This is a genomic window from Mesorhizobium sp. WSM4898 (assembly GCF_029625845.1).
Taxonomy (GTDB): domain Bacteria; phylum Pseudomonadota; class Alphaproteobacteria; order Rhizobiales; family Rhizobiaceae; genus Mesorhizobium.
This window is the reverse complement of record NZ_JARTVQ010000001.1, coordinates 1,327,670-1,349,721: the sequence shown is the minus strand read 5'-3', so window position 1 is coordinate 1,349,721 and position 22,052 is coordinate 1,327,670. Positions and strand designations below refer to the sequence as shown.

The window sequence follows — 22,052 nt, the reverse complement described above, 5'->3', positions numbered from 1 at the left end:
CCGCTACCGGCTAGCGACATCAAACCGGACTGACCATGACCAGCCAGATCATCCCTGTCGAACCTTTCGACTTCATCATTTTCGGCGGTACCGGCGACCTGTCGGAGCGCAAGCTTCTGCCCTCGCTCTACCACCGCCAGCGCGACCACCAATTTTCGGAGCCGACGCGCATCATCGGCACGTCGCGCGCGAAGATGAGCGATGCCGAGTTCCAGACCTTCGCCAAGAAAGCGATATCGGACCATGTGAATCCGGCCGACATCGAGCCGAAGGAACTGGACACATTTCTTGCTCGCCTTTCCTATGTCTCGGCGGACGCCACCTCGGGCGTCGGCTTCGACAAGCTCAAGAAGGCCATCGGCGACAGCGACCGCATCCGCGCTTTCTACCTCGCGGTGGCGCCGGCGCTGTTCGGCGACATCTCGCATCAGCTCAAGGAACACAAGCTGATCACCCCGAACTCGCGCATCGTGTTGGAGAAGCCGATCGGCCGTGACCTCGCCTCGGCACGGGCGCTCAACGACGCTGTGGGTGACGATTTCCACGAAAGCCAGATCTTCCGCATCGATCACTATCTCGGCAAGGAAACGGTGCAGAACCTGATGGCGCTGCGCTTTGCCAACGCGCTTTATGAGCCGCTGTGGAACTCCGCCCATATCGATCATGTGCAGATCACCGTGGCCGAGACCGTGGGTCTCGAGGACCGCGTCACCTACTACGACAAAGCCGGCGCGCTGCGCGATATGGTGCAGAACCACATCCTGCAGCTGCTTTGCCTGGTTGCCATGGAAACACCGTCCTCGATGGACGCGGACGCCGTGCGCGACGAGAAGCTGAAGGTGCTGCGGGCGCTGAAGCGCATCAACGGCAACGAGGCGCCGAAGCACACGGTGCGCGGCCAGTATCGCGCCGGCGCCTCCGCCGGCGGGCCGGTCAAGGGCTATGTCGAGGAGCTCGGCAAGGACAGCAACACCGAGACCTTCGTCGCCCTCAAAGCCGAGATCGGCAACTGGCGCTGGGCCGGCGTGCCTTTCTATCTCAGGACCGGCAAGCGGCTGGCGACCCGCGTTTCGGAAATCGTCATCGAATTCAAACCGATCCCCTATTCCATCTTCGGCGACAGCGCCGGGCCGATCTTCGCCAACCAGCTGGTGATCAGGCTGCAGCCGGACGAAGGCGTCAAGCAGTACATCATGATCAAGGATCCGGGCCCGGGCGGCATGCGGCTGCGCCAGATCTCGCTCGACATGAGCTTCGCGCAATCCTTCCACAGCCGCGCGCCGGACGCCTACGAGCGGCTGATCATGGATGTGGTGCGCGGCAACCAGACGCTGTTCATGCGTCGCGACGAGGTCGAGGCGGCCTGGAAGTGGATCGATCCGATCCAGAACGCCTGGGAAAGCGCCAGGCAGGAAGCGCAGGGCTATACGGCCGGCACCTGGGGTCCGTCGGCCTCCATCGCGCTCATCGAACGTGACGGACGGACATGGCACGAGAGCAATTGAGCGGGGCCGCTTACGCCTGGAACGGCTTTGCCGACCGCCAGCAGCTGGCGGCGGCCCTTGCCGGCCACGTCGCCGCCCGCCTGACCAAGGCGATCACCGACCGCGGCACCGCATTCCTCGCCGTATCCGGCGGCACGACGCCGGCAAAGTTTTTCGCCGCGCTCTCTTTAATCCCGATCGCCTGGGACAAGGTCACCGTGACGCTGGTCGACGAACGTTTCGTGCCGCCCTCCTCGCCGCGCTCGAATGCCGGGCTGGTGGCGGCCAACCTGCTCCAGAACAAGGCAGCGGCAGCGCGCTTCGTGCCGCTCTACCATGAGGCGGCGACCATCGAGGACGCAGCGGCGTCGGACAGCGAGCCCCTGCAATCATTGCCCTGGCCTCTGGATGTGGTGGTGCTTGGCATGGGTGCCGACGGCCACACGGCCTCCTTCTTTCCCGATGCCGGCAATCTCGCCGAGCTCATCGACCCGTCCTCACCGCGGATCGTGCTGCCCGTGCATGCGCAAAGCGCCGGCGAGCCGCGGCTGACGCTGTCGATGGCGCGGATCGTTGCCGCCGGTTTCATCGCGCTCCACATCGAGGGAGAGGACAAGCGTATTGCCTTCGACGGAGCGATGGGAGCGGGCATGAAAAAGCCCATCCGCAACGTGCTCGAGGCGGCGCCGATACCGGTAGAGGTGTTCTGGGCACCCTGATTTCACCAAAGGAACAGCCCCGGAGGCCGTGGGAGGATGTTTTCCGGGGCCCGAAAGGACCAGCCATGACAGCCAGACGCGACATCGAAGCCATCACGGAACGCATCCGCCAACGTTCGAAAGCCGGCCGCGAAGCCTATCTCGGCCGCATCGCGGAGGCGTCGGGACGCGCCGCCAACCGCGCGGTGCTCTCCTGCGGCAACCTCGCCCACGGCTTTGCCGTCTGCAGCCCATCGGAGAAGGTGGCGCTCGGCGGCGATCGCGTGCCCAACCTCGGCATCATCACCTCCTACAACGACATGTTGTCGGCGCATCAGCCGTTCGAGACCTTTCCGGCGCTTATCAAGAACGCGGCACGCGAGGCAGGCGGCATCGCCCAGGTCGCCGGCGGCGTGCCGGCGATGTGCGACGGCGTGACGCAAGGCCAGCCAGGCATGGAACTGTCACTGTTCTCGCGCGACGTGATCGCCATGGCAGCGGCGATCGGCCTTTCGCACAACATGTTCGACGCCGCCGTCTTCCTCGGCGTCTGCGACAAGATCGTGCCCGGGCTGGTGATCGCGGCGCTCACCTTCGGGCACCTGCCGGCCGTCTTCATCCCCGCCGGACCGATGACGTCGGGCCTGCCGAACGACGAGAAGGCCAAGGTCCGGCAGCTCTATGCCGAGGGCAAGGCGGGCCGCGCCGAGCTGCTCGAGGCGGAGTCCAAATCCTATCACGGGCCGGGCACCTGCACCTTCTACGGCACCGCCAATTCCAACCAGATGCTGATGGAGATCATGGGCCTGCACACGCCCGGCGCCTCCTTCGTCAACCCGGGTACGCCGCTGCGCGACGCGCTGACCAGGGAGGCGGCGAAGCGCGCGCTGGCGATCACCGCGCTCGGCAATGCCTATACGCCGGTCGGGCGCATGATCGACGAGCGCTCGATCGTCAACGGCGTGGTCGGCCTGCACGCGACCGGCGGCTCGACCAACCACACCATCCACCTCATCGCCATGGCCGCGGCAGCCGGAATTTCGCTTACCTGGCAGGACATCTCCGACCTGTCGGAGGCCGTGCCGCTGCTCGCCCGCGTCTACCCGAACGGACTCGCCGACGTGAACCATTTCCACGCCGCCGGCGGGCTCGGCTTCCTGATCCGCGAGTTGCTCGACGAAGGCTTGCTGCACGAGGACGTGCAGACGGTCTGGGGCGAAGGCCTGCGGCCCTATGCTGTCGAGGCAAAGCTCGGCGCCGACGGCAGCGTCGTGCGTGAAGCGGCGCCGCTCGAGAGCGGCGACGAGAAGGTGCTGGCGCCGTTCAAGAAGGCGTTCCAGCCGACCGGCGGACTGAAGGTGCTTGCCGGCAACCTCGGCCATGCCGTGATCAAGACCTCTGCGGTCAAGCCCGAACGGCGCGTCATCGAGGCGCCGGCCAAGGTGTTCGACAGCCAGCAGGGGCTGAACGAAGCTTTCAAGTCGGGCACGCTGACCGGCGACTTCGTCGCCGTGATCCGCTTCCAGGGGCCGAAGGCCAACGGCATGCCGGAACTGCACAAGCTGACCACCGTGCTCGGCGTGCTGCAGGATCGCGGCCAGCGCGTCGCGCTGGTGACCGACGGGCGCATGTCGGGTGCTTCCGGCAAGGTGCCGGCGGCGATCCATGTGACGCCGGAAGCGGTCGAGGACGGGCCGATCGCCAGGATCCATGACGGCGACATCATTCGCCTCGACGCCGACGCAGGCACGCTGGAGGTGCTGGTGCCGGGAACGGAGTTCGCGCTGCGCCGCACGGCGGATGCCGACCTGATCGGCAACGAGTTCGGCTTCGGCCGCGAGCTGTTCGCCGGCTTTCGCCAACTGGTTGGCCGCGCCGACCACGGCGCCGCCGCCTTCGCAAATGCCTAACCTCAATCTGCTAAAAAAAGAGCGGCTCGGTGCCGCCGCTCGGAGCCGCCCTTTGTCGTAAGCGGTGTGCCATCGGCACCTAGACAAGAGGTCTCACGAGGTATTCTTGCCACTGAAGACCTCCGCCAAATAGTCAATAAACACCCTGACTTTACGTGGGGTGTGACGTCGCTGAGCGTAGAAGGCGAAGATCGGTTGCTCCATGGGTTCATGATCCGGCAGCAGCCGCACGAGGCGGTTCTCCGCTATATCCTGGGCGACCATGAAATCGCCCAAGAGGGAGTACCCCCCTCCCGCTAGGCAGGCGTTTCTCACCGCTCGCGCTGAGTTCATTGTCAATTGCTGCGGCACTTCGAAGTCAATGACCTTTCCTTGATGCGAAAACTTATGAACGCGCCCCCATTCCCCGCTGACCTGAGTAACGGATGGGCACGCTCTGATCTCGTCCAAGGTCCTGGGTGTCCCATATTGCTGGCAAAACTGGGGTGTCGCGACGAACACGATCCTCTGCGTGAAAATCCTCTGCGCAATCAGGGATGAATCGTTCAACGGTCCTACCCGGATGGCGACATCGAAGTGCTCGCCAATGAGATCAACCAAACGATTGCCAAGGTCGATTGAGACATCGAGCTGCGGGAACCGTCGCACGAACTCAGGAACCACTGGTGCCAGGCACTCATTACCAAAGGCCGTTACGCAGGAGACGTGGAGTTGGCCGCGAGGAGTTTCGTGGCGTTCGCGTACTGCGCTCCGCATCTGATCAAGCTCCTCCAGGAGGCCGGTGCTCTTTTGCACGAACTCCATCCCGGCATCCGTCAGATTGATCTGCCTGGTGGTGCGGTTAAAGAGACGTACGCCGAGATCGGCCTCCAAGTCCGCCACAATGCGGCTTACCGAGGCAGCGGAAAGGCGCAAATCCCGGCTCGCAGAAGAGAAGCTGTTATGCCTGGCGACTGCCACGGCCACCTTCATGGCCTCGATCATATCCATCCGCCATTCTTCCGAAATTCAAAATAATGTCTCTCACCGTGCGCTCTTTAACACGGAAGCCGAAATCATGCATCAATGGGGCGAACGCTCAAATTGAGGAGATGGACATGTCCAAAAATCCTAGCTGGATACTTCGCAGCTACCCTTCCGCAATGCCCTCCGTCGAGAACTGGAGCCTGGAGGAGCGTTCAATTCCCGATGCCGCGGATGGTGAGCTGCTGGTGAAAACTCTGTGGCTCTCCGTCGATCCCTATATGCGCGGTCGGATCAGCCCCGCGAAGAATTATGCTGCTGGTTTTAGAATTGGCGACCTGATGTGTGGCGGCGGAATTGGCGAGGTAATTACGTCTGAGTCTCCAGACTTCAAGCCAGGCGACCTCGTGATGAGCGATCATTTTGGTTGGCAGCCGTTCAGCGTGATCCCGGCCGCGTCAGCCAAGCCCGTGACGACAACCGACGCTCCGATTCAGGCCGTACTGAGCTATCTCGGCATGCCCGGTCTCACCGCCTACTTTGCCCTCCTCAAAACCGCAACTCCGAAGGTGGGGGAAACGGTGTTGATCTCTGCCGCTTCAGGAGCTGTGGGGCAGATTGCGGGACAGATCGCGCGGATCAAAGGGTTCGACCCAGTCGCTGTTGCGGGCTCGGACGAGAAGCTGGAATGGTGCAGGGAGCTTGGATATCGGACTGGCGTCAATCATCGACGCTCCGCTGATCTCGTGGCAGATGTCGCCACCGCATGCCCTAGCGGCGTCGATGTCTTTATCGACAACACCGCCGGGCCGATTCACGATGCAGCCATGTTAAACCTCAACATCTTTGGCAGAGTGGTGATTGTCGGCACTATTGCCTTGGCCAACCGGTTTGACCAACCAGATATCGGTGTCAGGCATCTCAGAAGGACACTAATCACCCGTGCGCGGATAGAAGGGTTCTTGCTCGACGACCACGAAGGAGAATACGAGACCGCGATTGCCGATCTGCTGTCATGGTACAAACAGGGACTGCTTCAGACACGGGAAGATGTTGCGGAAGGGATCGAGACCGTGCCCCACGCTTTCGTTCGGATGTTGAAGGGAGAGAACTTCGGCAAGCAACTGGTCAAGCTATGACGCTCTAACCAGGGTTGTCCGCTTCGGCCCGGCCCGATTTTTGTGCACGCGTTACTCAAGCGGATCGTTCCAAGGCAGCAGCTCATCGATCCGCCTCCGCTTGTGGCCGTTGACGATGGCGGTAAGCGTGGTGGTCAAGTAGGCCTGCGGGTCAACAGCATTGAGTTTGCAGATCTCCTCTGGCGCAGGCAAAACTAGGTTGCCCTGCCGGGCCAGCGTTCGCCAGGACGACAGATGGTTGGCCTCCAGCCCGTGGCGCTCCGCTACTTCGTTCACCGTCACGCCCGGACGCAAGCCCTCCGAAACGATCTGTGCCTTGACCTCATCCGGCCATTGGCGATGCGCCTCACGTCGGCCCCGCCGTGTCGTGAGAACCTCCAATGTCGTGTCCTGGAGAAACTGCTTCTCGCTCATACATGGAACCTTGATCACAGATCAGGCGTCAGCGGACAACGTTGGGGGCAAAACAGCGGTTACCCTTTTTCGTTCATTTGCGGACGGCGATGCCTACTGAACGGTGATCTCGCTCCGCTCGCCGGCCTTGATCGTCACCGGCATTTCCTTGTCCTGGCCCTGATCGGACATGTGCCGCACGACGACATAGTCGCCGGCGGGGATAGTCTGTTGCCAGCCGTCGCCATAGGTCAGGCCGAGCGACTTGCGCTTGCCCTCAGCATCCTTCTTTGACGAGAACACCTCGATCGAATAGGCGCCGGGCGCCGACATTGCCAGCACGCCGGCGCCGAGAGCCACCTTCACATCCTGGTTGTCGCCGGCCTTGATGCTGAAGGGCTGTTCGACAACGGCGAGATCGAGCGTGGTTAGCGCGACATAGTCGTCCGGCGGCAGCCAGAACTTGCTGTCCGGACCGTAGGAGTGCTCCACGCTTTCACGCGAACCGTCGATCTTCTTCTTCGCCTTGACGATCTCGAAGCCGATGCCGGAATTGTCGGCCTTGTCGCCGCCGGCGGTGTAGTAGGCGTTAAGCACGGCATGGCCGACGCCGACCACGATATCCTTCTCGACCGTCTGTCCGGCGGCAAGCTGGATGGTTTCGGTCACCGTGCCGGCGCCGATCTGCACCGTCACCTTTTGCTCGCCGGCGGGCACGGTGGCCTTGGTGTCGCCATAGTGGGTCGTGCTGCCGCCCGGATAGGCGAAGTCGACACGCGCCTCGCCGCTGATCTCCGAGCCCTGGCTCGCATGCGGGTGGATAACCAAGGTTCCGGCGTTCAGCGTGAACAACGGGCTGTAGGTCTGGCCGGCTTCGATCTTGATCTTCTGCTCGCTCCTTGCCTCGTCGGCGCGACCGACGACAATGTAATCGCCCGGCTCGAGATTGATCTTGAGCTCGCCATACTCGGTCATGACCTGATCGCCGCGCGAGCCGTCGGACTTGGCCTTGTAGATCTCCCAGGCATTGCCGTCGGTGATGGCATCGCCGCCTTCAGCCATGACGACGCTCGGCGTGAAGTTGAATTCAGGCTTGGCGGGTTCGGGTGCAGGCGCCGGCGCCGGGGCCGGAGCAGGCTCTGGCGCGGGCGCCGGCGCCGCGACGGTCTCGACCAGCGCTTGCTGCAATGCCTTCTCGTCGGAGGCCTGGATGTATTTTCCGCCGGTGTTCTCGGCGAGGCAGGCGATCTGCCTGCCTTCGTCGGCGGTCAGGCCGAAGCCGACTACGTCGGCGGTGAACTCGACGCCGGTCTCCTTCAGCTCCTTGCCGAGCGCGCACGGATCGCCACCGCAGGTCTCAAGACCGTCGGTGATGAGAACGACCGTGGCCTTGTCCTCGGTGTATTTCAGCGCTTCGGCGGCCTGCTTGACGGCCGCCGTCAGCGGCGTCTTGCCGAGGAATTTCATGCTGTCGGCGGCCGCCGAGATCGCGCTCGCCGAACCCGCCTGCGGCGGCACGATCAGCTCGATGTCCGCGCAGCTACCTTTCTGGCGATGCCCGTAGGCCATGAAGCCGATCTCGTCGTCGCCCGGCACCGACTGCAGCACCGTGCGCAGCGATTCGCGCGCGATCTCGAGCTTCGGCTTGCCGTCTATCTGGGCCCACATGGAGCCGGATGCATCGAGAATGATGATGACCTTGGTGGCGGCAAAGCCAAAGGTGGTCATCGACAAAAGGAGGATCGCCGCAGCGACGCTCCGTGCCAGTCCCGCCATGAAAATCTCCTGAGTGAACCCCCGTCCGCGCCGGGAAAGCTATTTGAGCCGGGCTTTGCAGACAAGTCCGATGGCCGGCAAGTCGCTCAATAGGTGGTTCGGCGCTCTTCCGACGGCGGACGGCCGAACTGCAGCCGGTAGCTTTGCGCGAAATAGGAGTGGGAGGTGAAGCCGGTGGCGATCGCGACGTCGAGGATCGGCATGTTGGTCTGGCGCAGCAATTCGCGCGCCCGCTCGAGCCTGAGCCGCATGTAGTAGCGGCCCGGCGTCACGTTGAGATGGCGCAGGAACAGGCGCTCGACCTGGCGCACCGACAGGCCCGCCGACTTGGCAAGCTGCACCGCCGACAAAGGCTCATCGAGATGGTCGGCCATCAGCTCGACGATACGTCTCAGCTTCTCCGACTTGCCGGTGAGGTCGCGCTCAGGTCCGACGCGCTGGCGGTCACCGGCCGAGCGGATGCGCTCGTGCTGGAACTGGTTGGCGACGCCATTGGCGAGGTTGGAGCCGAAATCGCCGCGCACGATCTCCAGCATCAGATCGATCGAGGTGGTGCCGCCGGCGCAGGTGTAGCGCTTGCGATCGATCTCGAAAACGTTGCCGGTGCAGTTGATGTCCGGAAAACGCTCCATGAAGCCGGCGCGGTTTTCCCAGTGGATAGTGCAGCGGTAGCCGTCGAGCTGGCCGGCCTCGGCGAGCAGATAGGAGCCGACCGAGAGCGCGCCGAGCGCGTTGCCGCGGCGGCCCCAGCTGCGCAGCGCCGCCAGCACCTTGCTCTTGCCGGGGAACTCGGTGGTGAGCCCGACCGAGACGAACAGGATATCGACCGGCGGCATGTCGGCGACTGAATAGTCGATCTTGAGCGGAAGGCCGTTGGAAGCCATGACCGCGTCGCCATCTGCCGATATCGTCGTCCAGCCGTAATAATCGCGGCCGAGCAGACGGTTGGCCGAGCGGAAGCAATCGATCGCCGCCGCCAGCGAGAACATCGAAAACTTGTCGACCAGCAGGAAGCCGAACTGCCGACCGCCCTGAACGGGATCGCCCATGACCGGCCGTTCAACAGGAGCAGTAAGATTCGGCAAGGATGCTGCTTTCCGATCAGAAGGACGGCCGCTTCAATCCGGCCGCGAGGTAGGCGGAAGCTACAGTGTTGGCCATCAGCATGGCAATGGTCATCGGTCCGACGCCGCCGGGGACCGGCGTGATGGCGCCGGCGACCGCGGCCGCTTCGGCATAGACGACGTCGCCGACCAGCCGCGACTTGCCTTCGCCCTTCTCCGGCGCCGGAATGCGGTTGATGCCGACATCGATAACGGTGGCGCCGGGCTTCACCCAATCACCCTTGATCATTTCTGGACGGCCGACGGCGGCGACCAGGATATCGGCGGTGCGCGCCAGCGCCGGCAGGTCCTTGGTACGGCTATGGGCAATGGTGACGGTGCAGTTGGCGGCGAGCAGCAGATTGGCCATCGGCTTTCCGACGATGTTGGAGCGGCCGACGACGACTGCATTGAGGCCGGAAAGGTCCTTGCCGCGCACGCGCTGGATCAACAGCATCGAGCCGGCGGGCGTGCAGGGCACGAACGCCGTCTCGAGCTCGCCGGTGCCGAGCTTGCCGACATTGATGAAGTGGAAGCCGTCGACATCCTTTTCCGGCGCGATCGTCTGGATGACGTTGCCGGCATCGATATGGCCGGGCAGCGGCAGTTGCACGAGGATGCCGTGGATCGACGGGTCGGCGTTGAGATCGCCGATGGTCTTCAACAGCTGCTCTTCGGTCGTCTCAGCCGGCAGCGTGTGCTGGAGCGAATGGAAGCCGCACTCCTTGGCCGTGCGCGACTTCGAGGCGACGTAGACCTGGCTTGCCGGATCCTCGCCCACGATCACCACCGCCAGACCGGGCCTGGTCGCGCCCTTGGCCGAAAGCTCGGCGGTCAGCGCCTTGACCTTCGATACCACGTCTGCGGCGACACTCTTCCCGTCGATCACTTCGGCCATCATTCACCTTCAACACTGTTGCGCGGCCATGCTTGGCACGCAGCCCTGATCCTCAATCCAGCAGTCGGCACGCGAACGCGGCGCGCAAGCGGTCAAATGCCGCGCGGCATTTTCACGAAAATTCGACAGGGCAATCCCGTCAAAACGTCGTCGGATGCCGTAAACCCGAAACCGGCTGCTCTTATCGAAGGCCGCTTTTAGCGAAGACGGGGTGTTTTAGAAATAGCGGCGGCGCGAGCGGCTTTCGGTCAGATCGCGCACCGCCTCGCGGAATCGCCGGCAGGGCCGCAGCGTGCTTGGCCTACGACAAGTGTCGCTGCGACCTCTCTCGGCTCGCCGCCCCGACTGATCTGGCCGATCGATCTCCTCGAGACTGGACTTTTCCGCAACCGCGCGAGCGGCTAAGGAGAGCCCTCTTTGCGGAGGTTTCGATGACCATCAGGCTCGTTCTCGCCGGTTGCGGCAATATGGGTTACGCGATGCTCTCTGGCTGGCTGAAATCCGGCAAGCTCGAGCCGTCGGCGGTGTTCGTGGTCGAGCCCAATGCCGAGTTGCGCAGGCGAGCCGAACATCTTGGTTGCGGCGCCGCGGCCGACGCATCCGCAATTCCCGCCGATGCCATGCCCGATCTCGTCGTCATCGCCGTGAAACCGCAGGTCATCCGCGATGTGACGGCAAGCTACAAGCGCTTCGGCGACGGCAGGACCACCTTCGTCAGCATCGCCGCGGGCACGCCGGTCGCGACCTTCGCGGAGATCCTGGGCGGGCTCGCGCCGATCGTGCGCTGCATGCCGAACACGCCGGCGGCGATCGGCAAGGGCATGATGGTGGTGTTTTCCAACCCGCTCGTTCCCGACAACGTCAGGCGCTTCGCCGCCGAGCTGCTGTCGGCGAGCGGTGTCGTGACGACGATCGACGACGAGAGCCTGATGGACGCCGTGACCGCGGTCTCCGGTTCCGGCCCGGCCTATATTTTCCATTTCATCGAGGCGCTGACGGTCGCCGCCGAGAAGGCCGGCTTGCCGGCCGAGACAGCCAAGCTGCTCGCCCTGCAGACCGTCTATGGTGCAGCCTCGCTTGCCGCCGAAAGCGATGAAGAGCCGGGCGTGCTGCGCCAGCAGGTCACCAGCCCGAACGGCACGACCGCCGCAGCGCTTGCAGTGCTGATGGGCGAAGACCGGCTGACGAAGCTTTTGACCGACGCGGTGGAAGCGGCGCGGCTCAGATCGATAGAGCTGGGGAAGTAGTCCTGACGCCATACAGCATCTCGTCCTGCAGTTGGCGCAGGGCAAATAGCTTGGTCGTCTTGTCGGGCGCAGCGTTGTCGGCGGTCAGGAGTTCGCCCTTCCTGACCGGCTTCAGCACCTTGCCGCCTTCAAGCAGTCCGACCGGCACGGCACGGCTGGCGCGCGCCTCGGCGACCGTCATGGTCCAGGAGCGGTAGCAGGTCTCGCCGATGGCGTCGAAGATCTCGCCTGCGGCGAGGTCGCGCTTGGCGACCGCGCAGACCTCGGCCACCGGTGTAGGCAGCGGCACCATGTCGGGTTTGCCGTAGAGCATGATGCGGGCTGCGGTCAGCGGCACCTCCAGCGAGGTCAGGTGGTACGGCCTGAAGAAGCTGTAATAAGGGCCGTGGCCGACATGGAGATCGTCCATGCGCTCGACGACACGCGGATGCGTCGCCTCGACGATGACGAAGACGCCAGGCGCCACGCCCTTGCCGATCGTGTAGTCGACGATACCCTTCTTCGACAGGATGCCGCCGTCCTCGCGCGGGATGAGCACCTTGGCCAGCTGATCACGGTCGGCTTTCGGGCCGTGCATGCCCGGAACATCGGGCACCAGGCCGGTGGCGTTGGCGATGGCGCACATCTCGACCATGGTCTTGGAGCCGTCGACGAACTCGACCAGCATGCGCGGGTTCATGTTCCGGCGCAGCGCTTCATCCCGATAATCGTCGGGAACGGCGTCGTGGTTGAGCGGGTTGTTCTTGCCCTTGCCAGCCGAGACGATGGTATAACCGAGCGCCGAGGCGAACTCGATCAGCTCCATGCAGCTCGACGGCTCATCGCCCGCGCCGACCGAATAGACGACGCCGAGCCGATCCGCCTGCTGCTTGAGGTAGCAGCCGATGGTCACGTCGGCCTCGACATTCATCATCACCAGATGCTTGCCATGCTGCATGGCCATCAGGTCGAAATCGGCGGCGACGCCGGGTTTGCCGGTGGCATCGATGACGACGTCGATCAGCGGGCTGGTGACCAGCAGCTCATTCGAGGTGATGGCGATCCTGCCGCCTTCTATCGCCTGGCTTACCTTGGAGGCGGTCTCGGCTTCGGCAGCCATTGCATCGTCGCCATAGGCGATGCGGATCGCGTCGCGAGCCGTGTGCGGGCGGCGCGTGGAAATGGCCGCAATCGAAATGCCCGGCATCAGCATGCCCTGCGTCACCAGATCGGTGCCCATCTCGCCGGAACCGATGACGCCGATGCGCACGGGGCGGCCGTCGGCGGCGCGCCGGGCGAGATCGCGGGCAAGCCCGGTCAGGGCGACATTTGTCATAGAAGAATGTCCATACTTTGCTTCAGCCCGCAATACAGGGAACGATCCCCGTTTGCCAACAAAACCAGCCACCCATGGCAATTTCGTGCGCACGTCTTGCAGGACCGGCGCAGATTTCCCGCAACGATCCGCAACCTTCAGGTGTTTGAAAGCCTTGGCCATGTCCGGAGGAAGGGCGGATGCCGCGGTTCGTGCCAAGTGCCGATCTGACCGCCAAAGTTGGCACGGTGAGCGACGCCTCGGTCGATTCCTTTGTGCGGACTTACTGTTTATTTAGAGAAAATGGTGTTCGCGGTCGCTTTCAACTGAATGGCGCCCCCGGCGGCGATCGTCTTCTGTGCCATTTTTGCTACATCGGTCGGGACTAATGGCTGGAATCCACGCTTTTGGAGCGCTCTAAATCAATAAGTCCTCCCATCCGCGAAAAATCTGCTAGATACTGGTTGCAAGCTCCGGTGGCAGGCTTGGGCGAAATAAGCGCTGACAAAAACAAAAAGGCGCGGGGATAGTCACGGGGTAGAAATGACCAGGACGGGTAAAGTGACCGTCGGCTGGCGCCTTGCGCTTGCCATGACGGTGTCGATGCTGGCTTGCGGAAGCGCCAGCGCACTCACGCTCAAGGAAGCTGTAGCAGTCGCGGTCGAATCCAATCCGGAGATTGGGCAGGCGATCGAAAACCGCGAAGCCATCGAATTCGAGCTGCGCCAGGCGAAAGGGCTCTATCTTCCCAGCGTCGATCTCGAAGCGTCGACCGGCGTCCGCCGTCTGGATAACGACTCCCGGCGAGCGCTCGACGAGGACCATGACGCGCTTTATCCAAACGAAGCGGACCTCACCGTCTCACAGACGCTCTATGACAGTGGCGCGAGACGGGCCGAATTGAACCGCCAGGCCTCGCGCGTCGACGGAGCTTCCTTCAGGGTGCTGGAACGGTCCGAATTCATCGGGCTTGCCGTCGTCCAGGACTATCTCGAATACATGCTGCAGGCGTCGATCGTCGCCGAAGCGAAGAAGAACCTCGGCTTCCATCAGTCTATACTCGGCGACATCAAGCAAGGCATCGCGGGCGGCGCGCTCAACGATGCCGACCGGCAGCAGGCCGAGGAGCGGCTTTACGCCGCCAAGGCGCGGATGCAGGAGGCGACCGAGGAACTGGAAGCGGCCAAGATCCGCTTCTTCAAGAATGTCGGCAAGCCGCTGACCAACCCGTCGCGGCCGGCCGATGTGGCCGGCGCGCTGCCGCGCTCGCTCGATGACGCGATCGGGCTTGCCAGACAGAACAATCCGCGCGTCCACATGGCCAACAGCGACATCGATGCTGCCGCGTCGCTGGTCGACGCCGCGCGGGCGAAATACGGCCCCACCATCACCGCCGAGGGTGTCGCGCGGGGCGGCTATGACATCGACGGCGACGACGGCGACACCAGCGACCTGCAGGCTCGGGTGGTGCTGCGCTGGAATCTCTATCGTGGCGGCATCGACAAAGCCAACGAGCAGGAGCAGATCCGCCGCACCAGCGAGCAGCGCCTTGCGCTGCATCAGGTGCTGCGCGAGATCGAGGAAGCCGTCCGCACATCTTGGGACCGCCGCTTCCGCCAGGCGGAACTTGCGCAGACGCTGCGCCTGCAGGCAGCAACCAACGAAAGGCTGGTTGCCTCCTACCGCGAGCAGTTCAAGGTCGGACAGCGCTCGCTGCTCGACGTGCTCGATGCGCAGAACACGCGCTTCAACACCGCGACGCTGGCCGACACCTCGTCCTACGCGTCGCTGTTTGCCCAATACCGGCTGCTGGCCGCGACCGGGGAGTTGCTGAAGACGCTGAACATCCAGCCGGCCAAGCAGGCAGCCGCCTACGCGCGCAGCGAATTCGGCACGCCGGCGACAGCCGATACCGAAACCTATGCGCGCACACCATCGGAGCAGAAGAACGATCTGCCGTTCGACATCCTCGCGCCGGTCAGGAAGAAGTAGCCGATGTAAGCATCGATCTCTGGTCCTTCGGGCGGATCGTGAACCAGCAACCTAATATCATCTCGCCCAAGGAGGCTTTCAAAGCCTGCTTCTCGGCGATTGCAGCCTATCTCGGCCGGCCGAGCGCCGAGACCGTGCTGTTTGCCGGGGTGCCGATTTCGGACACGCGCATCGAGCCGGACGACATCAGGCATCTGGCCGAACGGATCGGTCTCGAGGTCCAGGCGTTCAACCATCGCGATTTCGTGCGCGGCCGGGTCGATCTTCCGGCCATCGTCTTCCGCGCCAGCCAACTGCCGGTTGCGTTGCTCGCCGAAACGGAAACCGGGCAGTTCCTCACGGCGCCGCAGGAAAACGGCCGCACCACGATCGGCAAATCGGAGCTTGCCGAGAGCTACATCAGCGGTGGCGCCTCATTCTCGATCACCTATGCCAACACCGCCGAGGAGATGACGGTCGGCACGGCGCCGAAGATCGAAAGACGCCATTGGCTGACCGGAACGATGGGGGCGTTCTGGCGCACCTACTCGAAGGTCGTGCTGTCGGCGGTCTTCATCAACCTCTTGGCGATCGCCTCGCCGATCTTCACCATGAACGTCTACGACCGCATCCTGCCGAACAAGGCGATCTCGACGCTCTGGGTGCTGGCGCTCGGGATCGGCGCGGCCATCCTGTTCGACCTGTTGCTGAAGACGGCCCGTGCCTCGCTTATCGACTATGCCGGGCGCAAGGCGGATCTCAGGATTTCCTATCTGCTGTTCGAGAAAGTGCTCAACTCGTCGCTTTCGGCGCGGCCGGGATCGACCGGCGAATACGCGAATCGTGTCACACAATATGAGTTCGTGCGCGAGTTCTTCACCTCGAATACCATAAGCGTCTTCATCGACACGGTTTTCGTCTTCGTCTTCCTGCTGGTCATCTACGCCATTGGCGGCTGGCTGGTGATCATACCGGCGCTCGCCTTCGTCATCGCCGTCATTGTCGGTCTGGTGACACAGAGGCGCATCGGCAGGCGGGTCGCCGCCTCGATGAACGAATCTGCCCAGCGCCAGGCGCTCCTGGTCGAGTCCATTTCCACGCTGGAGACGATCAAGTCGCTGCGCGCCGAGGCCTATCTGCTGCGCAAATGGGGCGAGCACTCGAAGAACGCCGCCAACACCTCGGAGAAGATCAAGGAGCTTTCCGCCGCTGCCGGCAACATCACCGGCGCCATCCAGCAATTCGTCACCGTCGCCCTGGTGGTTGCCGGCGCCTATGCCTTCTCGGAAGGCCAGGTCTCGACCGGCGCGATTATCGGCACGGTCATGCTGGCGGGCCGCGCGGTCGCGCCGCTCGGCCAGATCGCCATCACACTCTCCCGCTTCCGGCAAGCCGTGCTGTCGCTCAGGATCGTCAATACGATCATGTCGCAGCCGGAGGACCGGCCCGACACGGTCGGCTTCGTCAACCGGCCGATCCGCAGCGGCGCGATGCTGTTCAAGAATGTCGGCTTCGCCTATCCAGGCACCGAAAACGAGGTTCTGAACGGGCTCAACATTGCAATCCGCCCCGGCGAGCGCATCGGCATCATCGGCCGCATCGGCTCCGGCAAGACCACAATGGGGCGCCTAATCGGCCGGCTGTTCCTGCCGACGTCCGGAGAACTGCTGCTCGACGGCATCGACATCCGCCAATACCACCCGTCCGAAGTTCGTGCCGCGGTCGGTATCGTCGCGCAGGCCGGCGACCTGTTTTCGGGCACGATCAAGGAAAACCTCCTGATGGCCGCGCCGGACGCGACCGACGAGGAAATCATCGATGCGGCGAAGGCCGCGGGCGTCGACGATTTCGTCTCTCGCCATCCGCGCGGCTACGACATGAATGTCGGCGAGCGTGGCACCAATCTGTCGGGCGGCCAGAGGCAGGCCGTGGCGATCGCGCGGCTGTTGCTGACCAAACCGAAAATCGTGTTCCTGGACGAGCCATCGGGTTCGATGGACCTGGCCTCGGAACGGCAGTTGATCAGGCAGCTCAAGGTGGCGTTCGACCGCAACACGACGCTGATCGTGTCGACCCATCGCTACAGCATGCTGGAGCTAGTCGACCGCCTCATCGTCATCGAGCAGGGGCGCGTGGTCGCGGACGGAGCAAAGGAACAAGTCATCCAGGCATTGCAAAAGGCGAATGCCTGACCGGGACGTTGGGGAATGTTAGCAAAAGACGACCGGCCGCCGCTTTTCGCATCGGCGTCCGTATACATCATAGGGGCACTGTTCGTGGCCTTCACCGCCTGGGCATCCTTTGCCGAGGTCGATGAGATCGCGCGCGGCGACGGCAAGGTCATTCCCGCTTCCAAGACGCAGATCATCCAGGCGAGCGAAGCCGGCGTCGTCCAGGAAATCGCTGTCAAGATCGGCCAGACCGTCAGGAAGAACGATCTGATCATCCGCCTCGACAACACAGGCAACACCTCGAGCCTGGGTGAGGAGCAGGCCAAGGCGCGGGCGTTGCAGGCGCGCATTGCCAGGCTCAAATTCGAGCAGAGCGGCAATCTCGAGGGCGCGTTCCCCTGTCCGTCCGACATCCAGAAGACTGCCCCGGAGATCTGCGACAACGAGCAGAAGCTGCTCGTTGCGCGCCGGGACAACTTCCAAGTCAAGCTGTCGGTGCTGAAGTCGCGTCTCGATCAGCGCGAGAAGGAACTGGACGAGGCAACCGCCAATTCCGACCGCCTGTCCAAGAGCCTCGCCGTCAGCGACCAGGAAACGGCGCTCGTCGAATCGATGGTCAAGAAAGGCCTGATGGCCAGGACCGAACAGATTCGCGTCGAGCGGGAGCAGACCGATCTGCGCGGGCAGCTCAACCTTGCCGGAGAGACCATCAAGAAGAGCAAGGCGGCCATCACCGAGGCGCAGCTTCAAGTCGACGAGCTCGGCCTGCAATTGCAGCAGGAAGCATTGAGCGACTTGACGCAGGCGCTGGCGGACCTCTCTGTGGTGGACGAAACCATTCGCGGCGCCACCGACAAGGTGGCGCGGACCGATATTCGCTCGCCTGTCGACGGCATCGTCAACACGCTCGATGTCAACACGCTCGGCGCTTTCGTCCAGCCGGGCGCGGTCGTGGCCGGCATCGTGCCGACCTCGGAGACGCTGCTGGTCGAGGCGCGGGTCTCGCCGCGCGACGTCGCCTTCATCCAGCCGGACCAGGACGCGCTGATCAAGGTCACGGCCTACGACTTCTCGATCTTCGGCGGCATCGAAGGCAAGGTCTCCAACATCACCGCCGACAGCCTGGTCGACCAGAAGACGGGCGAGCCCTACTATCAAGTGCGCGTCGCGACCGAGAAATCCACGCTGCAAAGGAACGGCAAGACTTATTCGATTATCCCCGGCATGATCTGCTCGGTCGATATCAAGACCGGGCGCAAGACGATCCTCAACTATCTTTTGAAGCCCATCAACAAGGCGCGCCAGGAGGCGATGAGTGAACGATAGCGCCGCACGCCCCGACACTCCGCGCGACCGGCTGCTGCCGCCGCTCGCAGCCGAGGATTTCGGCCCGGAGTTCCGCGTCGTGGCGCGTGGCGGCGTGCGCCGCGGCATCCGGCTGGAGCGAGCCTTCTGGGTGTCGCTGAAGCAGATGGCCGAAAGCCGCAAATGCACGATCGGCATGCTGGTCGAGGAGATCGCCGAAAATCATCCCGACCAGGGCAATCTCACATCGGCGATCCGGGTCGCATGCATGCGCGGCCTCGCCGAGGAAAGCATGGAACTGCGCAAGCTCGCCTCGATCCGGACCATCAACGCGATCCTGGTCGCCTGCCCCTCGCCCGCCTTCGCGCTGTCTTCGTCGAAGAAGATCCTGACCTTCAATGCCCCGTTCCAGCAATTGGTCAGGCGCCAGCTGCCGAACGCGCCGGGCGACGACGGCAGGCAGGACCTCAAGCTGGCGCTGGACCTGAACGTCGTCGACGTTTTTGCCCGGCTCGACGCCAATGGCGAGACACCCGTCACCACCGGCTTCGTCATCGGCGCCGGCGAGCGCCGCTACAGGGGCCAGCTCAGCGCGGTGCGCGCGCCGGTCACAGAGCCGGAGCTGTTGATGGCGTTCGTCTTCAACGGTTGAAGAGGCGAGCCGCCTATTTCGTTGCGAAACCGGAGCCTGCCGACGTGACCGTCACATCGGGCGAAGCGCCTTCGCCGGGCGCCACTGTCGCGAAACCACCGGCGATGTCGGCGATCTGTGCGCCGGCTTTCGTGCCGTGGATCCAGGCGCGGTCGGTGCTGAAGGAATAGAGCGGGACATAATCGGGAAGATCGCGGTCCATCGTTACAACGTTGCTGAGGCTGTCCAGGATGAAGGTGCCGCTTCCGGTGCTCACCGACAGCACCGCGTGAAAGAATTTCCGGCGGCGATCCTGCAGCACGACCAGCGACATGCTCTGCGCCGGGATCCCGGCGCGCAACAGCGCCGCCATCTTCAGGATCGCGAAATCCTCGCAATCGCCGGCGCGATGCTCGAGGATCTCCGACGGCTTCGCCCAGTAGTCGAGCTTGCCGTAGACGACGCTGTCCTTGCGATAGGCGATCAGCCGGTTGATGCTGCTGTTGACGAAGTCCAGCTTGTCGCGAAAAGCCTTGTTGGCTGCAATGCCGACGATCTCGCCAAACGCAGCGTTCTCACGATCGCAGGCACTTCCGGCCGTGCAGTCGATAATCGCCTTGTAGACAGGCGCCCAGCGCGCGGCGACCGGGAAGTTGCGCATGGACAAGGCGACCGACCCGAACACGCCCGGAATGATCGCCCCAGTCTGAATCGGGTCAACCTGGATCGGGTCGATCCGGATCGGATCGACTCCGGGGGTAGCCTCTCCACTCGCAGAACTTGCCGCCGGGCGGACTTCGAGAGGCGCATAGGCACTGGCGGCACCGCCGACCCGGTAGGCGGCAACAGGCTGCCATGGCTGCAATCTGGCCAGCGAAACGCCGCCGAGATCGGCCGGCGCAGGCAGCGTTTGAGAGGCGGGACTTGCGACGGAGACTGCGCTGGCGGACGACGCATTCGGCAGACCGGCCAGGCCGATTGCCAGCAGCAGAACCTTGACCCTCGACGCCGACGAGGCAGCTTTTTGTATTTTCATGACGCCCACCTTTGACTGTGGACGCTACCGATCTTGTCTCAAATTATCGGAAAGGAAGGTGGGTAAGTTTCCGCGAATCAATCTATTCTGCTTTGTCTCAAATTTTATTTAAATTTATACTTGAATTTGTCGAACTGCCGCCGCGCTCCCCAGCCGGTTCGGCGGCGCCCCTGAAGATATATAATTGGATATATCGTTGCGATTTACCAAGTGTAAAAAATGCAAATCCATGCATATTCTAGTATATCAGAAAGATTGAAGGTACGTTGCAAAGTTCGAGCCCCGCATGTCTCTTGCCGGGAAATGCCGAAGGGGGCTTGAGCTATGACGACCAGTATCGAATTCGACGCCGTTTCAAATTTCTCGGACGAGCACGCGACTGTCGGCAAACAGCCGATTTCGGGTGTCATTTCGGGTGTCCAAGTCGCCCAGACCTCCGGCGGCCAGACGGCACCAGCGGCAGGCGAACCTGTGCCGGTCGATGTGGGAAGCGGCGCGCCGGCAAAGGGCGACGGCAACGCCCAGAACGCACAAAGCACAGCCAAGCCGGCGGCGGACGCCAACGCTCCTGCCGCCAACGCCCCTGCCGGAAACGCGCCGGCACCGAACACGGCAGCCTCGAACGTTGCGCATGAATATCACGCCGAGGCCGGCAATGTCGTGAAGCTTCCGGCCAATGTCTCGATCGACGACATCAAGGTCGACGGGCACAATCTGGTGCTGGTGCAGCCGGACGGCGCCGAGATCGTCATCAAGGACGGCGCGCTCAACGTGCCGACCTTCATCATCGGCGATGTCGAGGTGCCGCGCATTGCCCTGATCGCCGCGCTCGAAGCCAGCCACGTCGATGTCGCCTTCGGCGCCGACGGCTCGATCTCGGCCGGCGGAAATGGCTCGCCAAGCAGCGCCGGCGGAGACTTCTCGGTGCCTCCGGGCGGGATCGGAGACGGCTTCGGCCTGTCGGCACTTTTGCCGCCGACTGCATTGGCGTTCGGACAGCCGGAGAACCGTGAACTGTTCCCGTCCCTGCTGAAGCCGGACTCCACGCCGTCGATCGGGACCATTGGCGAAGCGAGCGTCAACGAAGCCGGCCTGCCGCCACACGGCGGATTGCCGGCCGGTTCCGGCGAGATCGCCGACGGCGATTCCGGCAACAACTCCAACACCTCCGAGACCACTTCCGGCACCATTGGCTTCACCTCGCCGGACGGCGTGTCGCAAGTGACGCTCGGCGGCCATGTGCTGACCTCCGCGGCGCAGACCTTCACCGACGCCACCGGCTCGCTGACCGCAAGCTATTCTTTCGACGCGACTACCGGCACCGGCACGATCAATTACAGCTACACGCTGAACACCAACACTTCGGGCGACGGCACGAGTGTGAGCTTCGCGGTCGGCGTGACCGACTCCGACGGCGATGCCGCGCCTCCCGGCACCCTCGTGATCAACATCATCGACGATGCGCCGACTGCTGTTGCGGATACGGATGCTGTGCCTTCGGGCTCACACGCGCCGATCGACGGCAACGTCATCACCGGCGCGGGCAGCGACGGCAATGCGACAGGCGCCGACATCCAGGGCGCCGACGGCGCGAGCGTTACGTCGGCCTATGGCAAGGACGGCCCGGGCTCGGCGCAGACGGTAACGGGCGCCGGAGTGTCGATCGTCGGCGAGTATGGCACGCTGGTGCTGCACTCGGACGGCAGCTACACTTACACCCGCGCCGCGGAGACGAAGGGCGGGGTGGACGACGTATTCCACTACACCCTGACGGATGGCGACGGAAACCAGTCTTCGACGACACTGACCATCTCGATCGGCAACTCGACGCCTACCGTGACCGACCTGACGCCGGCAGCCAATGGCGGCGACGTGACGGTCAATGAAGCCGCACTAAATGTCGGCACACCGGGCGGCCCCGGATCCGACCCGGCAAGCACCGCCGAGACCGGCGCGGGCACCTTCACCATCGCCTCGCCCGACGGCATCGCCACGCTCAGCATCGACGGCCACGCCTTCATCACCAACGGCGT

Annotated in this window: 16 protein-coding genes and 2 pseudogenes; 10 read left to right on the top strand and 8 right to left on the bottom strand. The window is 63.5% G+C overall.

From position 1 onward, the window contains the following. Positions 1 to 35: 35 nt before the first annotated feature. From zwf to edd, 3 genes are all read left to right on the top strand, one after another. Entirely contained in the window at positions 36 to 1,505 is a 1,470-nt protein-coding gene (gene zwf, locus P9228_RS06735; RefSeq protein WP_095801102.1) for a glucose-6-phosphate dehydrogenase, read from the top strand. Further along, on the top strand, positions 1,487 to 2,203 hold the full coding sequence (gene pgl / locus P9228_RS06730) for a 6-phosphogluconolactonase (protein ID WP_095801103.1): 717 nt from the start codon (positions 1,487 to 1,489) through the stop codon (positions 2,201 to 2,203). The genes zwf and pgl overlap by 19 nt, the downstream gene beginning before the upstream one ends. Positions 2,204 to 2,268: 65 nt before the next feature. Then, positions 2,269 to 4,092: a phosphogluconate dehydratase gene (edd, locus tag P9228_RS06725; RefSeq protein WP_278052791.1), complete on the top strand. Its 1,824-nt coding sequence runs from the start codon at positions 2,269 to 2,271 to the stop codon at positions 4,090 to 4,092. A gap of 93 nt (positions 4,093 to 4,185) precedes the next feature. Here edd and P9228_RS06720 read toward each other — a convergent pair whose 3' ends face one another. Continuing rightward, on the bottom strand, positions 4,186 to 5,082 hold the full coding sequence (locus P9228_RS06720; RefSeq protein ID WP_127248308.1) for a LysR family transcriptional regulator: 897 nt from the start codon (positions 5,080 to 5,082) through the stop codon (positions 4,186 to 4,188). A 107-nt stretch (positions 5,083 to 5,189) separates the two neighbouring features. On the opposite strand from P9228_RS06720, the gene P9228_RS06715 reads away from it, so the two are divergent. Beyond that, positions 5,190 to 6,194, top strand: a complete 1,005-nt coding sequence (locus tag P9228_RS06715) for an NADP-dependent oxidoreductase (RefSeq protein WP_095801134.1) — start codon at positions 5,190 to 5,192, stop codon at positions 6,192 to 6,194. A gap of 51 nt (positions 6,195 to 6,245) precedes the next feature. On the opposite strand, the pseudogene P9228_RS06710 reads toward P9228_RS06715, so the two are convergent. From P9228_RS06710 to folD, 5 genes and pseudogenes are all read right to left on the bottom strand, one after another. Next, positions 6,246 to 6,371, bottom strand: a pseudogene (locus P9228_RS06710) (transposase domain-containing protein); the annotation flags it as partial. Next, positions 6,372 to 6,608, bottom strand: a pseudogene (locus tag P9228_RS06705) (transposase); the annotation flags it as partial. A gap of 93 nt (positions 6,609 to 6,701) precedes the next feature. Then, positions 6,702 to 8,363 (bottom strand): VWA domain-containing protein, encoded by a 1,662-nt coding sequence (locus tag P9228_RS06700; protein ID WP_278052790.1) that lies wholly within the window; start codon positions 8,361 to 8,363, stop codon positions 6,702 to 6,704. An 86-nt stretch (positions 8,364 to 8,449) separates the two neighbouring features. Continuing rightward, positions 8,450 to 9,412, bottom strand: a complete 963-nt coding sequence (locus P9228_RS06695) for a GlxA family transcriptional regulator (protein ID WP_082953990.1) — start codon at positions 9,410 to 9,412, stop codon at positions 8,450 to 8,452. Between the two features lie 52 nt (positions 9,413 to 9,464). Further along, positions 9,465 to 10,364, bottom strand: a complete 900-nt coding sequence (folD, locus tag P9228_RS06690; RefSeq protein WP_095801135.1) for a bifunctional methylenetetrahydrofolate dehydrogenase/methenyltetrahydrofolate cyclohydrolase FolD — start codon at positions 10,362 to 10,364, stop codon at positions 9,465 to 9,467. Between the two features lie 431 nt (positions 10,365 to 10,795). On the opposite strand from folD, the gene proC reads away from it, so the two are divergent. Beyond that, complete coding sequence (proC, locus tag P9228_RS06685; protein WP_278052789.1) at positions 10,796 to 11,611, top strand: pyrroline-5-carboxylate reductase; 816 nt, start codon at positions 10,796 to 10,798, stop codon at positions 11,609 to 11,611. Here proC and P9228_RS06680 read toward each other — a convergent pair. Beyond that, positions 11,586 to 12,926 (bottom strand): NAD(P)H-dependent oxidoreductase, encoded by a 1,341-nt coding sequence (locus P9228_RS06680; RefSeq protein ID WP_278052788.1) that lies wholly within the window; start codon positions 12,924 to 12,926, stop codon positions 11,586 to 11,588. The two genes, proC and P9228_RS06680, sit on opposite strands and share 26 nt — an antisense overlap. 522 nt (positions 12,927 to 13,448) lie before the next feature. On the opposite strand from P9228_RS06680, the gene P9228_RS06675 reads away from it, so the two are divergent. The 4 genes from P9228_RS06675 to P9228_RS06660 are packed head-to-tail and all read left to right on the top strand — an operon-like array spanning position 13,449 to position 19,004. Next, positions 13,449 to 14,897 (top strand): TolC family protein, encoded by a 1,449-nt coding sequence (locus tag P9228_RS06675; protein ID WP_082953989.1) that lies wholly within the window; start codon positions 13,449 to 13,451, stop codon positions 14,895 to 14,897. Positions 14,898 to 14,935: 38 nt separating this feature from the next. After that, positions 14,936 to 17,068 carry a type I secretion system permease/ATPase gene (locus P9228_RS06670; protein WP_082953988.1) on the top strand — a complete coding sequence of 711 codons (2,133 nt, stop codon included), beginning with the start codon at positions 14,936 to 14,938 and terminating at the stop codon, positions 17,066 to 17,068. Positions 17,069 to 17,083: 15 nt separating this feature from the next. After that, positions 17,084 to 18,373: an HlyD family type I secretion periplasmic adaptor subunit gene (locus P9228_RS06665; RefSeq protein ID WP_066989331.1), complete on the top strand. Its 1,290-nt coding sequence runs from the start codon at positions 17,084 to 17,086 to the stop codon at positions 18,371 to 18,373. Continuing rightward, positions 18,363 to 19,004 carry a ribbon-helix-helix domain-containing protein gene (locus P9228_RS06660; RefSeq protein ID WP_095781935.1) on the top strand — a complete coding sequence of 214 codons (642 nt, stop codon included), beginning with the start codon at positions 18,363 to 18,365 and terminating at the stop codon, positions 19,002 to 19,004. Before P9228_RS06665 ends, P9228_RS06660 begins: the two co-directional genes overlap by 11 nt. A 13-nt stretch (positions 19,005 to 19,017) precedes the next feature. Here the strand turns inward: P9228_RS06660 and P9228_RS06655 are convergent, their stop codons facing one another. After that, positions 19,018 to 20,019: a transglutaminase-like cysteine peptidase gene (locus P9228_RS06655; RefSeq protein ID WP_278052787.1), complete on the bottom strand. Its 1,002-nt coding sequence runs from the start codon at positions 20,017 to 20,019 to the stop codon at positions 19,018 to 19,020. 324 nt (positions 20,020 to 20,343) lie between these two features. Between P9228_RS06655 and P9228_RS06650 the strand changes: the two genes are divergently transcribed. Beyond that, positions 20,344 to 22,052 (top strand): Ig-like domain-containing protein (locus P9228_RS06650; RefSeq protein ID WP_278052786.1); only part of this gene is annotated, 1,709 nt, incomplete at its 3' end.

What these genes read in the sequence shown, in the direction of transcription:
- zwf (WP_095801102.1), top strand. Translation starts at nt 36, where the DNA reads ATGACCAGCCAGATCATCCCTGTCGAACCTTTCGACTTCATCATTTTC.
- pgl (WP_095801103.1), top strand. Translation starts at nt 1,487, where the DNA reads ATGGCACGAGAGCAATTGAGCGGGGCCGCTTACGCCTGGAACGGCTTT.
- edd (WP_278052791.1), top strand. Translation starts at nt 2,269, where the DNA reads ATGACAGCCAGACGCGACATCGAAGCCATCACGGAACGCATCCGCCAA.
- P9228_RS06720 (WP_127248308.1), bottom strand. Translation starts at nt 5,082, where the DNA reads ATGGATATGATCGAGGCCATGAAGGTGGCCGTGGCAGTCGCCAGGCAT.
- P9228_RS06715 (WP_095801134.1), top strand. Translation starts at nt 5,190, where the DNA reads ATGTCCAAAAATCCTAGCTGGATACTTCGCAGCTACCCTTCCGCAATG.
- P9228_RS06700 (WP_278052790.1), bottom strand. Translation starts at nt 8,363, where the DNA reads ATGGCGGGACTGGCACGGAGCGTCGCTGCGGCGATCCTCCTTTTGTCG.
- P9228_RS06695 (WP_082953990.1), bottom strand. Translation starts at nt 9,412, where the DNA reads ATGGGCGATCCCGTTCAGGGCGGTCGGCAGTTCGGCTTCCTGCTGGTC.
- folD (WP_095801135.1), bottom strand. Translation starts at nt 10,364, where the DNA reads ATGGCCGAAGTGATCGACGGGAAGAGTGTCGCCGCAGACGTGGTATCG.
- proC (WP_278052789.1), top strand. Translation starts at nt 10,796, where the DNA reads ATGACCATCAGGCTCGTTCTCGCCGGTTGCGGCAATATGGGTTACGCG.
- P9228_RS06680 (WP_278052788.1), bottom strand. Translation starts at nt 12,926, where the DNA reads ATGACAAATGTCGCCCTGACCGGGCTTGCCCGCGATCTCGCCCGGCGC.
- P9228_RS06675 (WP_082953989.1), top strand. Translation starts at nt 13,449, where the DNA reads ATGACCAGGACGGGTAAAGTGACCGTCGGCTGGCGCCTTGCGCTTGCC.
- P9228_RS06665 (WP_066989331.1), top strand. Translation starts at nt 17,084, where the DNA reads ATGTTAGCAAAAGACGACCGGCCGCCGCTTTTCGCATCGGCGTCCGTA.
- P9228_RS06655 (WP_278052787.1), bottom strand. Translation starts at nt 20,019, where the DNA reads ATGAAAATACAAAAAGCTGCCTCGTCGGCGTCGAGGGTCAAGGTTCTG.